Annotated in this window: 11 protein-coding genes and 3 pseudogenes; all 14 read right to left on the reverse strand. The window is 74.6% G+C overall.

Going from position 1 to position 14,917, the window contains the following annotated elements:
* Positions 1-2,201, reverse strand: a 2,201-nt coding sequence (locus ACFWH7_RS09995) for a DUF7937 domain-containing protein (protein WP_463054456.1), incomplete at its 3' end; no start/stop codon positions are given.
* Between the two features lie 133 nt (positions 2,202-2,334).
* Positions 2,335-3,933 carry an outer membrane protein assembly factor BamB family protein gene (locus ACFWH7_RS10000; protein ID WP_378216358.1) on the reverse strand — a complete coding sequence of 533 codons (1,599 nt, stop codon included), beginning with the start codon at positions 3,931-3,933 and terminating at the stop codon, positions 2,335-2,337.
* Between the two features lie 45 nt (positions 3,934-3,978).
* The gene (locus ACFWH7_RS10005) at positions 3,979-5,577 is read right to left on the reverse strand and encodes an alpha/beta hydrolase family protein (protein ID WP_378216359.1); all 1,599 of its coding nucleotides are present in this window, start codon (positions 5,575-5,577) and stop codon (positions 3,979-3,981) included.
* A gap of 91 nt (positions 5,578-5,668) precedes the next feature.
* Entirely contained in the window at positions 5,669-6,619 is a 951-nt protein-coding gene (era, locus tag ACFWH7_RS10010) for a GTPase Era (protein WP_237843122.1), read from the reverse strand.
* The gene (locus tag ACFWH7_RS10015) at positions 6,616-7,953 is read right to left on the reverse strand and encodes a hemolysin family protein (RefSeq protein ID WP_378216360.1); all 1,338 of its coding nucleotides are present in this window, start codon (positions 7,951-7,953) and stop codon (positions 6,616-6,618) included. The genes era and ACFWH7_RS10015 overlap by 4 nt, the downstream gene beginning before the upstream one ends.
* Positions 7,950-8,402, reverse strand: coding sequence for an rRNA maturation RNase YbeY (gene ybeY, locus ACFWH7_RS10020; protein ID WP_141390808.1), 453 nt, complete (start codon positions 8,400-8,402; stop codon positions 7,950-7,952). The genes ACFWH7_RS10015 and ybeY overlap by 4 nt, the downstream gene beginning before the upstream one ends.
* Positions 8,399-8,788: pseudogene (locus ACFWH7_RS10025) on the reverse strand (PhoH family protein); the annotation flags it as partial. The pseudogene ACFWH7_RS10025 and the gene ybeY, both read right to left, overlap by 4 nt.
* A gap of 264 nt (positions 8,789-9,052) precedes the next feature.
* Positions 9,053-9,868: pseudogene (locus ACFWH7_RS10030) on the reverse strand (LAGLIDADG family homing endonuclease); the annotation flags it as partial.
* Positions 9,857-10,564, reverse strand: a pseudogene (locus ACFWH7_RS10035) (PhoH family protein); the annotation flags it as partial. The pseudogenes ACFWH7_RS10030 and ACFWH7_RS10035, both read right to left, overlap by 12 nt.
* Positions 10,565-10,685: 121 nt before the next feature.
* Positions 10,686-11,048, reverse strand: a complete 363-nt coding sequence (locus ACFWH7_RS10040) for an HIT domain-containing protein (RefSeq protein WP_378216361.1) — start codon at positions 11,046-11,048, stop codon at positions 10,686-10,688.
* Entirely contained in the window at positions 11,045-11,857 is an 813-nt protein-coding gene (locus ACFWH7_RS10045) for a 16S rRNA (uracil(1498)-N(3))-methyltransferase (protein WP_378216362.1), read from the reverse strand. The genes ACFWH7_RS10040 and ACFWH7_RS10045 overlap by 4 nt, the downstream gene beginning before the upstream one ends.
* A gap of 11 nt (positions 11,858-11,868) precedes the next feature.
* Positions 11,869-12,990, reverse strand: a complete 1,122-nt coding sequence (gene dnaJ / locus ACFWH7_RS10050) for a molecular chaperone DnaJ (RefSeq protein WP_378216363.1) — start codon at positions 12,988-12,990, stop codon at positions 11,869-11,871.
* A 133-nt stretch (positions 12,991-13,123) separates the two neighbouring features.
* Positions 13,124-14,140 (reverse strand): heat-inducible transcriptional repressor HrcA, encoded by a 1,017-nt coding sequence (gene hrcA / locus ACFWH7_RS10055; RefSeq protein WP_047233038.1) that lies wholly within the window; start codon positions 14,138-14,140, stop codon positions 13,124-13,126.
* Positions 14,141-14,219: 79 nt separating this feature from the next.
* Positions 14,220-14,917: MFS transporter (locus ACFWH7_RS10060; protein ID WP_378216365.1), on the reverse strand; the 698-nt coding region annotated here is incomplete at its 5' end.

The following is a 14,917-nucleotide window of genomic DNA, read 5'->3' on the forward strand; positions in this document are numbered from 1 at the left end:
GGGGGGTGTTGCGGGGGGGGGCGGGGGGGGGGGGGGGGGGTCGGGGGGGGGGTGGCTGGTGGGGGGGGGCGCCGGGGGGGGTCGCCGTGTTGGCCGCCCCACTCCAGCAGCGCCGGGTAGGTGGACGGGTTCGCCGCCACCTGCGGCCGCAGGTGCGGCGCGTCCTGGACGATCTGCGCGAGGACCTCGAGCGGCGTGCTCGGGTCGAGCGCCTGGGCAGCGGTGAAGCCCGGCGCCTGGGCGGGCGGCGAGTACGACTGCTGCTGCTGCTGCTGCGCCGCGGGCTGCTGCCCGTACCCGGCGCCGTAGCCCTGCTGCGGCTGCGCCTGCTGCTGGTAGCCCTGCTGGGGGTAGCCCTGCTGGCCGTACCCCTGGTAGCCCTGTGCGGGCGACCCTGCGCCGGGCTGCGCGGTCGGCTGCGGGCCGGTGCCCGGCTGCCCCTCCTGGTACGCCGGCATGACGGCGGTCGAGGGGCCCTGGTCGGGGTCCAGCCCCGGGCGCGCCGCGTACCCGCTGCGCTCGGGCTCGACCTGCTGGACCGGGAGGACCTCCGTCGCGTCGCCGCCTGCAGGCGCCCAACGCCCCTGGTCGGGCTGCTGCGCGGCGACCGGACCGGTCTGCGCGGCACCCGGGTACGCCGCACCACCGTGCGGCGTCGCCGGGTAGGAGCCGGACGGCGGCTGCGCCGCCACGGGTCCGGACGGCGCGGCGGGCGCCGGGCGGACCGGCTTGGGCGCGGGTGGCTGCCAGACGTACGCCTGTGCCGCCTCCCCGGCGGCCGCGGCGGGCACCGGGCGGTGCTCGGCGAAGTACGCGCGCACCTCGCGCGGGACGGTCAGGGCGCCGACGACGAGCAGCGGGAGACCGAACGCGAGCAGCACATGCTCGACACCGCCGCCGAACATGATCCGGTTGGACGTCACGACGAGCAGGACGATGCCCAGCAGGGCGACGACCCCGGCACCGCCGAGGGCGAGCGGGCGACCCGACGTCGCGTCGCGGGCGAGCGAGCGCCGCGCGACGAACGCGACGGCCGCCGCGAGCACGCCCACCACGACGGCGAGGACGACGGGCACGCCGCGCACACCCTCGGCCAGCGTGAGCACGGCGCTCACGGCGACGTACCCGGCGACGACGAGCGCGAGGTCGAGGGCGTTCACGGCGACGCGCACCCAGGTCTTCACCGGGTCGGCGGCAGCCATCGCCCGGTGCACGGCGGGCGCGGCGGCGATCGCCGCGAGTGCCGGCACGAGCACGAGCCCGAACCGCCCGCGGTGCGTGCTCTCGATCGTGAACAGCCCGTTGTTGCCCGAGCCGAGCACGAACGCCACCGCGAGGATGACGCCCAGGCCGACGAGCGTGAGGCGCGCCGCCTCGGAGCGGCGCCACGTGCCGTACGTCGGCAGCCCGACGAGCGCGAGGACGAACAGCGCGGACACGAGCACGAGCAGGACGAGGAGGGCGCCGCCGAGGCGGGTCCCCGTGACGGTGAGGATGACCGTGAGCAGGACGGTCACCGCCAGGACGGCGGCCCCGACGAGGAGCGCCTGGAGCCACCGGTTCGTGACGGCGCGGTCCTGGTCCTGCGGACCGAGCTCGCTCTCGCGCGGCTGCGCCGCGAGGAGCGCGCCCGCGAGCCCGAGCGCGGCCGCGGAGCCCACGCCGCCCCACCCGTCGCCGAGGTCGCCGCCCCCGACGACGTCGACGACGAGGTACACGCCGACGAGCAGGACGTACGGGGCGTTGGCGAGCAGGCGGACCTTCCGCGTGGTGTGCACGGTCCAGGTCGTGGGGAGCACCCCGGTGCGTGCCAGGTACGGCAGCGCGAGGGTGAGCAGGGAGAGGATCGTCAGCAGGACGACCTCGATCTTGTCCGACGCACGGCTCGCGGCGTCCCACGGCAGCGCGAGGGACACGAGCAGCAGGAGCGCGGCGACGCCGTCGCGCACGTAGTCGCTCACGGGGATCCCGGCGAAGGGCGAGGCGGTTCCCGACGGGGCGACCGGCTCGGCGGGCGTCTCGACCCTCTCCTCGCCGCCAGGTCCGCCGTCTCCGACGCCCGGCTCCGCGGGCGTCCCGACCGGCGCGCGCTCGGCCGAGGAGTCCCCGTCACCCACCGCGACGCCGTCGGGCGCCGTGGTCGGCCCGGTGCCCGCAGCACGGGGCTGCGGGTCCTCGGCCGGCTCTGTCTGGTTGGTCATCGTGCACTCCCTACGCTGTCGCGCCGTGCCGTACGCACGCACGCCGGCCCGACGGGCCCCGACCGTTTCTACCGGTTCATCACGTGCGTCTTCAAGCGCCCACGCGGCGCGGGCCCCGATCCGGGGAAGCGGCTCAGGAGACGGCCGTCAGCCGGTCGACGCCGAGCAGGAAGAGCCGGCCCTCGACCGCGACCACGTGGTAGGTGTCCTCGGGCAGCGTCCAGCGCCACTCGACGGCCCCGTCGTCGAGCGCGATCGAGACGAGCCCCTGGCCCTCCCGGCCGCGCTCGGTCACGAAGAGAGATCGGCCGTCCGTGAGCACCGGCCACGGCCCGCTGTCGTCGAGGTCCACGGCCCAGGCCTCCTCGCCGGTGCGCGCGTCGACGCTGCGGTACGACGAGTCCGTCTGCACGACGACGCGCCCGTCGACGCGCGCCACCGCCCGCAGGCCGGTCCCCGGGAGGGACCAGAGCTCCGAGCCGGTCGCCGCGTCGACCCCCACGATGCTCCCGAACGTGTTCGTGACGATCACCCCGGGGGCGGAGCCGTCGGACAGCGGCGTCTCCAGGACGCGACCCTTGATCCGGAAGGCCGGCTCGCCCGCGGCCGTGAACACGGTCGCCGTGCCGCGACCGTACTCGTTCCCCACGTAGCGCCCGTCCTGGAGCCGCACGATGGTCCACACGTCGTCCTCGACGAGCGAGCGGCCCTCCTCGGTGAGCGCCGCGGCGACGCCCGGCGCCAGCACGTCGACCACCCCGCGCCGGACGTCGAGCACGACGTCGCCCCCGCGCCCGAGCCCGTCGTGCTCGAGCGACCGGTCCCAGCGGACCTCTCCGGTCGCCGCGTCCTCGCGCACGACGGCGACCTCGCCACCCCGCCACCAGGCGCGCACGACGTCGGTGGCGCCGACCGGCACGACCGACAGCCTGCCCGCGGTCTCCACCGTCCGGTCCCCGACGACCTCGCCCGTCCCGGACCGCACGGTGACGAGCCGGGCGACCTGCTCGCGCCACCCCGACGGCACGGCGCACACGACCACCTCGCGGGCGGGCTCGCCCTGGGCCGGCAGGCACGTGGCCCGGTCGCCGAGGCGTTCGGAGCGCCAGAGCACCGAGCCGTCCTCGACCGAGTACGCCGTGAGCCCACCGTCGACCGTGACGACGGCGCCCGCTGCCGGGACGATCTCGGAGCCCGGCGCGACCGGGACGGTCCACCGCGGCTCGGGCGACTCCTCGAGCGGGCGCAGCCCGCCCGCGAGCGCGGTGACGTCGACGGGCCGCGCGTCCTCCATCGACGCCGTGAGGGCGACCGAGCCCGCGAACGCGGCGGCGACCGCGACGGCGACCCACGGCACGGGGTGCGCGTACCAGGCACGCCGCGGCGCGTCCGTGTCACCGTTCGCCCGGGACGACCCGTGCTCGCGGCCGACCGGGGCGGACCGTGCCGCGGCGGTCGAGGGACGCGGCACGTTCGCGGAGCCCTGGGGGTGCGGGGCGCGACGTCGGTCGCTCCGGGCGACCGGGGTGGCCGGCACGGCCGCGTCGTGGTCACGCACGGCCTCCGGCTCGCCGTCGAACACGGCGTCGAAGCGGTCGTCCGTACGTAGCTCGGGCGGGAGGAGCTCGAAGCTGACGAAGCTCGCCGGTGCGCTGGCACCGTCCGTCGTCGGCTCGTGGGTGACGTGCCCGGCACGAGCCGCCCGGTCCTGCGCGAGCCGACGGCGCCTCACCTGTCCACGATACGCACGCGGCGGCGCCCGCGCCCGGGCGAGCGGTCAGATGCCGAGCTGGTACACACCCCAGTACGCGAGGATCACGAGCAAGAGGGCGGAGCCCACCAGGACGCACCACAGCATGACGCGCGCAGTCACACCCCGCGCGACCCGCAGCGCCCCCGCCCGACCCTCGTCGACGACGTCCGTGCCCGATGCCTCGGCCAGGTCCGCCGCCGCGCGGCGCGCGGCCCGAACCTCGGCCGACCGGTTGATGAGCAGCGCCGCCGCGACGAGCGTGGCGAGACCGACGAGCCGCACCCCGACCCAGCCGCCCTGCACGACCCACGCGTCCTTCTCGTAGTCGAGCGCGAGCCGCGCGACGGCGACGAGGTAGACCACGAGGGCCACCGTCGTCCCGACGGCACCCGCCCCGAGCCCGGCGAGCGGCAGCCGGAAGCCGGGCGCGAGACCGGCGGGCACGCTCGGGCGCCCGGCGACGCGGCGCAGGCGCCGCACGAGCCCCCCGGCGAGCCCGACGAGCGGCCCGAGCACGAGGAGGCCCACCGCGCCGAGCACGAGCCCGACGAGGAGGTCGCCGTTGCCGAGCCAGCGCGGGGTCGGGACAGGCCCGGCGAGGTACTGCTGGTTCGGCTCGGCGCCGGCCACCTGCGGCCGCGCGGTCGCGCTGTCCGGGAGGGACGTGATCCAGGCCCCCAGGTCGCGCGGGAAGTCGGGGACGAGCACCTCGTCGATCTTGATCCCGTGGTTCGCGTCCTCGTAGAACCGGACGGTGACGTCGGCCCCGCCGGACGCCGACGACGGTCCGGTCGCGTCGAGGATCTGCTGCGCGCCCTGCTCGACCGGCATCGACGGGTCCGCGGTGCCGTAGACGACGAGGACCGGCTGGGTGAGCCGCTCGAGGAACGGCTCGACGTCGAAGTCGGCGTACTCGAACCCTCCTCCCGGGATCGCCATGCCGACCGCGCGCGGGATCGCGCGGAACACCCCGTGCGGGACGTCCGTGTTGCGCAGGTAGCTGTCGACGGCGAACGCGGCCTGCTGGCGCGGCGGCACGACCGGGGCGGACACGAGCACGGAGAACGCGATCGTCGGGTCGTCGACCGCCATGACGGGCACGATCCACGTGCCCTCCGACTCCCCGTACAGGCCGACCTGGTCCGGGTCGACCCCCGGCCGCGCCCGGAGCAGGTCCACGGAGTGCTCGTAGTCGCGCGCCATGGCCTCGTAGTCGCGGTGGCGCGTCGTGTACGTGTCGAGGCGCTTGTCCGGCACGAGGGTGACGACGCCGGCGCTCGCGAGGTCGGCCGCGACCTCCACGAAAGCCTCGGTCGCCAGGCCCGTGCCCGCGCCGTGCACGAACACCACGCCCGGGAGGTCGTCCCCCGCGTCGACGGGCTCGCGCAGGATGCCGCCGACCGTCGCGCCGTCGAGCCGGATCGTCACGTCCGTCTCGCGCACGTCGTACGTGCCGACCGGAGCGGCGCCCCCGGAGGGCTGGCCGCCGATCGTCGTGTCGGGCGTCGCGGGCTCCAGGTGCGCGGTCACGGGCACCGGGTCCCACTGCGGTCCCGTGACCGCACCGACGATCGCGAGGACGATCGCGAGGGCGGCGGTGGTCGCGGCGGTCCGGAAGATCACCGGGGAATCGTACGTCGCGCCCCGGACGCGGGTCCCTGGTGCCGCCCCGACGACCGGACGGGGGCTCTCCCCCGCCCGGTGGTCGGACGCGTCAGAACCCCAGCCGGTGGAGCTGCTTGGGGTCGCGCTGCCAGTCCTTGGCGACCTTGACGTGCAGGTCGAGGTAGACGCGGGTCCCGAGGAGCGCCTCGATGCCGTGGCGGGCGCGCGTGCCGACCTCGCGCAGCCGCGAGCCGCCCCGGCCGATGACGATCGCCTTCTGCGAGTCGCGCTCGACGAAGAGGTTGACCCGCACGTCGAGCAGGGGCGGGCGCCCGCTGGCCTCGTCGCCGCTGCCCTCGCGGGGCACGATCTCCTCGACCTGGACGGCGAGCGAGTGCGGCAGCTCGTCGCGCACGCCCTCGAGCGCGGCCTCGCGCACGAGCTCCGCGACCATCACGGCCTCGGGCTCGTCGGTGAGCTCGCCGCCCGGGTACAGCTCCGGCCCCTCGGGGAGGTGCGAGACGAGGACGTCGGTGAGGACGTCCACCTGGTAGCCGTCCTGCGCCGAGACCGGCACGATGTCCGCCCAGCCGCCCGCGATCTCGCCCAGGCGGTCCACGGCGAGCAGGTGCGCGGCGAGCGTGCCGCGGTCGACGAGGTCCGCCTTCGTCACCACCGCGACCACGGGTGTGCCGCGGCGCCCGCGCATGAGCTCGGCGAGCTCGTTCGCGATGAACCGGTCGCCCGGCCCGATCTTCTGGTCCGCCGGCAGGCAGAACGCGATGACGTCGACCTCCGTCAGCGTCTCCCGCACGAGGTCGTTGAGGCGTTCGCCGAGCAACGTGCGCGGCCGGTGCAGGCCCGGGGTGTCGACGAGGACGAGCTGCGCGTCGGGGCGGTGCACGATCCCGCGGATCGTGTGGCGCGTCGTCTGCGGCCGTCCGGACGTGATGGCGACCTTCTGGCCCACGAGGGCGTTGGTCAGGGTCGACTTGCCCGCGTTGGGCCGCCCGACCAGGCAGGCGAATCCGGAGCGGTGCTCGGGGGTGGTCGTGCTCACGGGGTGTCCTTCACGGTCGGGAGGGAGGGTCGGGTGTCGGCCGGGGTCTCCGGCTCGTGGGGCGCCGCGGGCGATACGGCGGACGGTGGAGCGGCGTGGGAGACGAGGACGGTCGCGAGCTGCTTGCGCCGGCCCTCGACCCGGTCGGCCTCGATCCGCAGGCCGTGGACGTCGGCCACGGATCCGGGCAGCGGGACCTTGCCGAGGGTCTTGGCGAGCAGGCCGCCGACGGTGTCCACGTCGTCGTCGTCCAGGTCGAGCCCGAAGAGCTCGCCGAGCTCGTCGACGCCGAGGCGCGCGGGGACGCGCAGCACGCCCTCGCCGAGGTCCTCGACCTCGGGCTCGGGCCGGTCGTGCTCGTCGGTCAGCTCGCCGACGATCTCCTCGAGCGCGTCCTCGATGGTCACGAGCCCGGCGATGCCGCCGTACTCGTCGACGACCATCGCGATGTGCGACGACGACGCCTGCATCTCGCGCAGGAGGTCGTCCACGGGCTTGGACTCGGGCACGAAGATCGCGGCGCGCGCGACGTCGCCCACGGGCCGCGCGTCCGCCCCCGGCCCGCCCTGGAGCACGCGCACGACGTCCTTGAAGTACGCGACGCCCACGAGGTCGTCCGCGGACGTGCCCGTCACGGGGATACGCGAGAACCCGGAGCGCAGGAACAGCGAGAGCGTCTTGCGCAGCGGCGTGTCGCGCCCCGTGGTGACCATGTCCGTGCGCGGGACCATGACCTCGCGCGTCAGCGTGCTCCCGAGCCCGAACACCGAGCGGATGAGCTCGCGCTCCTCGTCCTCGATGACCTCGGACTCGTTCACGCGGTCCACCATGTCCTGGAGCTCGCGCTCGTGCGCCCCCGAGTCGGGCGCGGGCGCGAGGCGCGTGAGCCAGCGGGTCGCGGCGACGATCCCGGTGAGGAGGCCCGAGAGGGCGAGCAGGACGCGGACTGCGTGCCGGCGGCCCAGCGACCGGGGGCTGACGCGCACGACGAGGAGCCCGACGACGACGCTCACGGCGAGCGCGACGAGCAGGACCTGCCACCACGGCTCGAGCCACGCGGCGACCAGCAGCGTGAGGCACGTGATCGCGGCGACCTCGGCGACGACGCGCACGAAGCCGACGGATCGGGCGGTCGCGGCCGGGTCCCCGAGCAGGGCCAGCGCGCGACGCCCCGACGGTCGCGGCGGCGTCGTCAGGTCGTCGCCGAGCGCGGCCTCGCTCACCGCCGCGCGCGTCACGCGCAGCACCGCCGCCTCGCCAGCGCTCAGCGCCGCGGCGAGCACGACCGTGAGGACGGTCAGGACCGCCAGGAGCGCGACGGGTTCGCCGCTCACCGGCCGGCGAGGAAGGTCAGGAGCAGCTTGCGCTGCAGCGCGAACATCTCCTTCTCCTCCTCCGGCTCGGCGTGGTCGTAGCCGAGCAGGTGCAGGATGCCGTGCGTCGTGAGGAGCAGCATCTCCTCCGCCGTCGAGTGCCCGGCGGTGACCGCCTGCTGCGCGGCGACCTCCGGGCACAGCACGACGTCGCCGAGCTGGCCCGGTCCGGACACCTCGCCGTCGCGACCCGGCCGCAGCTCGTCCATGGGGAACGAGAGCACGTCCGTCGGGCCGGGCTCGTCCATCCAGCGCACGTGCAGCTCGGTCATGACGTCGGTGTCGACGAAGAGGATCGACAGCTCGCTCTGCGGGTGCACGCGCATCGCGTCGAGCACGTAGCGCGCGAGCGCCGCGAACTCGGCCTCGTCGACCTCGGTCTCGGTCTCGTTGTTGACCTCGATGCTCACGCGTCGTCCCTCGTCCGTCGGTCCCTGCCCGCGGGGCGTCCGCGGCGCTCGTCGTCGCGGCGGCGCGGTCCGCCGCCCGTCCCCTGTCGTGCCCCGGTGCCGGACGCGAGGTCCCACCGTGCGTACGCGTCGATGATCTCGCTCACCAGCCGGTGGCGCACGACGTCCGACGAGGTGAGACGGCAGAACTCGACGTCGTCCACGCCCGTGAGGACGTCCTCGATGACGCGCAGCCCCGACTGCGTGCCGCCGGGCAGGTCGACCTGCGTCGCGTCGCCCGTGATGACCATGCGCGACCCGAACCCGAGGCGCGTGAGGAACATCTTCATCTGCTCGGTCGTCGTGTTCTGCGCCTCGTCGAGGACGATGAACGCATCGTTGAGCGTGTTGTGCGTGACGAGGAAGTCATCAGTCACGTAGAGGGAGTCCGCCGCCGCCACCTGGATGCACAACGTGTCGCGCACACCCTCCGGGAGGATCGAGTCGATCGACCGCATCGGGCGCCCCCCGCCTGCTGCGTACTTCTCCCGCTTGCGTTCGAGCCGAAACGGCTCGACCCCGTGCGGGAGTCGGATGTCGAGGCAGTAGGCGTCGTTCCGGTAGGGAACCGACCTCCCGTTGACAAGGCCGGGGGGTCTTCCGTCGGCCTCCCGCACCCGCCAGGTCGCCACGCCACCGAGGGATCGGACGAGGTGTACGACGTCGTCTCGTAGCCGAGGAGAGGTCGTCGTGTACTGGACACGACAGGAGCGGCCCTCCTGGGTGACAGGTCCACCGTCCGCGTCCAGGAGGCCTTGGAGAAGGGCGAGACGAACCGCTCGACCATTGTGCTTGTAGACGTCGGGGACGAACTTCGCCTCAGACTTCAGTCCAGCGAGCGCGAGCTGTCGCAGTGCGACCTTCACCGGGTTCGCGACGATCACGCCGCCCCGGTGGCCGTAGATGTGGCGGAGCACATAGTTGTACCCACCTTTGTCGACGAGCTCGATGTCGGGCAGCGCGGCTTCGAGAGCGGCGGCGAGCTCGGGGTCCGCGGTGGCGAAGGACGGGGTCGCCCGCGACGAGAAAGACCCGTCTCCGAGGAGCAGCCCGAGCGCATAAGGGTCGAGCGGCACCTCGGCGTCCTCGAGCTCTACCGGTGCGACGAGCGGGAGCTCGAAGCGTCGGACGTGGCCCCGCCACTCCTTGCCGATCATCTCTCGCGTCTCGAGGGTTCGTTGGGTGCCGCGACGCTTGTCCTCCGGTGTCCGCACGGTCCAGAGATGTTCGCCGCAGCACACGGTGGACGACCCGTCCGACGCGGTCACGCGGTAGACCTGTCGAGGTCCTTGGGGGAAGACCCCCAGCACGGGCGTCGGTCGACCATCCGATCCGATGACGAGGTCGCCGACCTGCAGAGAACCGATCTCCACGAAACCGTCGGGTGTCAGGACCTTGGCGTCGTACGGCTGTGCCCGTCCTCTCATATAAGCGAGCGGCGCGACCTCGATCGTCCCGGCCTCGACGAGCCGCGGGATCGCGTCGGGCTCCATCATGTCGTGCAGCGCGTCGTACAGCGGGCGCAGGTACGGGTCGATCTTCTCGCTCAACGAACCGGGCAGGAACCCGAGCCGCTCCCCCGCCTCGACCGCGGGGCGCGTGAGGATGATGCGGTTGACCTGCTTGGACTGGAGCGCCTGCACGGCCTTGGCCATCGCCAGGTACGTCTTGCCCGTGCCCGCCGGCCCGATGCCGAACGTGACGGTGTTCGCGTCGATCGCCTCGACGTAGCGCTTCTGCCCGACGGTCTTGGGCCGGATCGTGCGCCCGCGGCTCGACAGGATGTTGAGCGTCAGCACCTCGGCCGGCCGCGACGCCGTCGCGGCCGTGAGCATCGCGATCGAGCGCGAGACGACGTCGGCGGTGAGCTGGGTGCCGGCCTCGACGACCTCGACGAGCTCGTCGAGCAGGCGGGAGGCGAGCGCGACGTCCCCCGGAGGGCCGGAGACCGCGATCTCGTTGCCGCGCACGTGGACGTCGACCGAGCCGAACCCCTCCTCGACGGCCCGGAGCACGGAGTCGCGGCTGCCGAGGAGCGCCACCATCGGTACGTGGTTCGGGATGACGATGCGGTGCTCGACCCGGTGCGGCTGGGGGTCGGGTTCTCGGGACGGAGAGGTCATGAGCCGGCTTGCGCCGCTGCGCTCCTTCGGTCGGACGGTAGGGCCGGGGCCGCCACGGCCCCGCGGATCGCCTCCATCGTACCGAGCGCGCCCGGGCCCCACACGTCCTTTCGCGCAGGGCTCAGGCGGGCGTCCACCCGAGCTCGGCGCCCGCGATGACGTGCCCGTGCACGTGGAACACGCTCTGGCCGGCGCGCGGGCCGGAGTTGAAGATGAGGCGGAACTGGCCGTCGGCCTGGTCGCCCGCGACCTCGTCGGCGAGCGCGACGACGTCGCTCAGCAGGTCCGGGTCGGCGGCCGCGAGCTGGGCGATGTCGCCGTGGTGGTCGCGCGGCACGACGAGCACGTGCACGGGGGCCTGCGGGTCGATGTCCCGGAAGGCGATCGAGCGCTCGCTCGTCGCCACGACGTCGGCGGGGAGCTCGCCCGCGACGATGCGGCAGAAGAGGCAGTCCGGGTCCGTGCGTGCGTCGGTGCTCGTCATGACCCCGAGGCTAGTCCAGGCCCGGCCTCCACGTCCCAGCGGCCGAGGCGCTCGGCGAGCAGCGCGACGGCGACGGGTCCGGCGGTCGACGTGCGCAGCACGTGCGGGCCCAGCCGGGCCGCGACCGCACCGGCCGCGGTGAGGTCGGCGACCTCGCGGTCGGAGATCCCGCCCTCCGGGCCGACGACGACCAGCACCTCGGGCGCCGACCCGCCGTCCGGGGTCGCGCCGTCGGGCAGCGCGACGTCGGCGAGCGGCGTCGTCGCCTCCTCGTGCAGCACGATCGCGCACCCGCCGCGCGCGACGACGTCGGCCGCCCGGGCGGCGAGGCCGCGCGAGTCGAGGGCCACCTCCACGTGCGGCAGGCGCGCACGCCGCGCCTGCTTGGTCGCGGTGCGGACCGTCGCGAGCCAGCGCGCGCGGGACTTCGCGGCGCGCTCGCCCCGCCACACGACGACGGAGCGCTCCGCCTGCCACGGGACCACGACGTCGACCCCGATCTCGGTCGCCGCCTCGATCGCCATCTCGTCGCGGTCGCCCTTGGCCAGGGCCTGCACGAGCGTCACGACGACGGCGGGTGCGGGCTCGCGGTCGACCTCCTGCACGAGCAGGGTCACGCGGCCCGCGTCGGCGTGCTCGACGACGCAGCGCAGGCGCAGCCCGTCCCCGTCCACGACGTCGATCCGCTCGCCCGCCGCGCGGCGCTGGACGACGCCCGCGTGGCGGCCCTCCGCCCCGTCGAGGACGTAGCGGTCGCCGGGCGCGACGGCGTCGAGCCCGGTCTCGGCGAGGAACACCGGAGCACTCACGCGCGCCCCTCTCAGCGCCCGGAGAGCTTGTCGCGCAGGCGCGAGAACACGCCCGGGTGCGCGGCGGACAGACGCGGCTCGGGCCGCTCCTCGCCGCGCAGCGTCGCGAGCGTGCGCAGGAGCTGCTCCTGCTCCTCGTCGAGCTCGCGCGGCACCTGGACCTCGATGTGCACGTTGAGGTCGCCACGGCCGCTGCCGTGCAGGTGCCCGACGCCCAGGTTCTTGAGTGTGACGATCTGGCCCGGCTGCGTGCCCGGGCGCAGGTCGATCTCCTGCGCGCCGTCGAGCGTCTCGAGCTCGAGGACCGTGCCGAGCGCGGCCGCGGTCATGGGCACCTGGAGCGTGCAGTGCAGGTCGTCGCCGCGGCGCACGAACGTGTCGTGGTTGCGCTCGCGGATCTCGACGTAGAGGTCACCCGCCGGGCCGCCGGCCGGGCCGACCTCGCCCTGCGCGGTGAGCTTGATGCGCGTGCCGGTGTCGACGCCCGCGGGGACGTTGACGGTGATGCTGCGGCGGCTGCGCACGCGACCCTCGCCGGAGCACTCGGCGCACGGCTCGGGGATGACGGTGCCGAAGCCCTGGCACGCCGCGCACGGGGCGCTCGTCATGACCTGGCCGAGGAACGAGCGCGCCACGCGCTGGACCGTGCCGCGCCCGTGGCAGACGTCGCACGTGCGCGGCGAGGTGCCCGGACGACAGCACGAGCCGCCGCACGTCCCGCACACGACCGCGGTGTCGACCTGGAGCTCGCGCTGTGCACCGAACGTCGCCTCGGACAGGTCGATGTCGACCCGCACGAGGGCGTCCTGGCCGCGGCGGGCGCGCGGGATCGGGCCCTGCTGCGCCTGCCCGCCGCCGAAGAACGTCTCGAAGATGTCCTGGAAGCCGAAGCCGCCGCCCATGGGGCCGCTGCCGCCGCCGGGCGCGCTCGGGTCGACACCGAGGTCGTACTGCTGGCGCTTCTCGGGGTTGGAGAGCACCTCGTACGCGCGCGCGACGTCCTTGAAGCGGTCGCCCGCCTCCTCGCCCGCGACGTCCGGGTGCAGCTCGCGCGCGAGCTTGCGGTACGCCTTCTTGATCTGGTCCTGGCTGGCGTCGCGCGCCACGCCCAGGATCTCGTAGTAGTCGCTCACACGTCACTCTCTGCTGGTGCGGGTCGTGAGGCCGGCGCGGGGCCGGTCGTGAAGGGGCTGGTGGGGGTCGTGAGACCGGTACGGGGCCGGTCGTCGAGGGTGCCCGCCGCGTGCGGGGAGGCCGCGGCGGGGCTCACGTGCCGAGCACCCGTGACAGGTAGCGCGCGACGGCGCGCACCGCCGCGATGGTCCCGGGGTAGTCCATGCGGGTCGGCCCGATCGAGCCGACGAGGGCGACCGTGTCACCGTCGTTACCGTAACCGGTCGTCACGACGGAGGTCTCGACGAGGCCCTCGAGCTGGGTCTCGTGCCCGATCCGCACGCTCACGCCGGACTCCGCGGCCATCTCCGTGAGCAGGCCGAGGAGGACCACCTGCTCCTCGAGCGCCTCGAGGACCGGGCGCAGCGCGTGCTCGAACCGCATGCCCGCGCGGGCGAGGTTCGCCGTGCCCGCGAGCACGAGGCGCTCCTCGCTCTCCTCCGCGAGCGTCTGGGCGACGAGGTCGCCCACGGCGCGCACGAGCGGGGCGTCGTCGGGGTGGAAGCTCTCCGTCACGGCGGCGAGCCCCGGCGCGAGGTCGGTGAGGCGCTTGCCGGCCGCGGCGGCGTTGAGCCGCGCGCGGACCTCGACGAGCGTGCCCTCGTCGGGCACGCTCGCGACCTCGAGCGTGCGCTGCTCGACGCGCCCCGTGTCCGTGATGATGACGACGAGCAGGCGCGACTCCCCGACCGGCACGAGCTCGAGGTGGCGCAGCCCGGACCGGCTCAGGGACGGGTACTGCACGACCGCGACCTGACCCGTCAGCTGCGCGAGCAGGCGCCCGGCGCGCGCGATGACGTCGTCGAGGTCGACCCCCTCGGAGAGGAAGGTCTCGATCGCGCGCTTCTCCGGTGCCGACAGCGGCTTCACGCCGGACAGTCGGTCGACGAAGAGACGGTAGCCCTTGTCCGTCGGGATGCGGCCCGCGGAGGTGTGCGGCTGCGCGATGAACCCGGCGTCCTCGAGGGCGGCCATGTCGTTGCGGATCGTCGCGGGAGAGACGCCGAGGCTGTGCCGCTCGGTGAGCACGCGCGATCCCACGGGCTCGCGCGTGAGGACGTAGTCCTCGACGATCGCCCGCAGCACCTCGAGCCGGCGCTCCTCGCTCACGTCCACCTCCGTGTGCCGCACCGTCGCCGCCCCGGGCGGGCGCGCGGGCGTCGGCACTCTCGACCTCCGAGTGCCAATCCTACGCGTCCGCGCGGCCCGTCCCGCGGTCCTCCGCTCGTCGCGAACGCAGGTCCACGAGCCCGACGACGAGCGCGAGCGCGACGAGCACGATCGTCACGAGCAGCGCGCGCCCCGTCGCGTGCGCCGCCGAGTCGCCGCTCGCCAGTCCGCCGTAGTACACGGACAGCACGACCGAGATCCCGACCGCCGACCCGATGCGCTGGCCGAGCTGGAGCATGCTCCCCGCGACGCCCGCGCGGCTCACGGGGACCTCGGACAGCGTGAGGGTCTGGTTCGGCGCGATGACCGTGCCGCTGCCGGCGCCCGCGACCAGCAGCGCGCCCGCGAGCGCCGGCCCGACGGCGCCGGGGTCGTCCCCGAGCAGCCGCACCACGGCGTCGGCCGCGACCACGCCGACGAGGACGAGCAGCACGCCGCCCACGACGAGCTGACGACCCCACCGCGCGACCCACCGGCCCGAGAACCAGGCGGAGACTCCCGAGGCCACCGCGAACGGCGTCCCGACGAGCCCCGCCTGGAGCGGCGTGTACCCGAGCTCGTCCTGGAGGTACAGCGTGACGACGAGGAAGATGCCCGTGAAACCCGCGAAGTACGCGAGGCCGAGCAGGGCGCCGTTGCGGAACGACCCGAGCCCGACGACCTGGGGGTCGAGCACGGCCTCCCCCGTGCGGCGCTGGTAGCGCCGCTCCCAGACGA

This window comes from Cellulosimicrobium cellulans (genome assembly GCF_042723955.1).
GTDB lineage: Bacteria > Actinomycetota > Actinomycetes > Actinomycetales > Cellulomonadaceae > Cellulosimicrobium > Cellulosimicrobium cellulans_H.

Bases quoted from the DNA above. Each gene is read 5' to 3' on its own strand.
- ACFWH7_RS10040 (WP_378216361.1), bottom strand. From the start codon at position 11,048: ATGACGAGCACCGACGCACGCACGGACCCGGACTGCCTCTTCTGCCGC.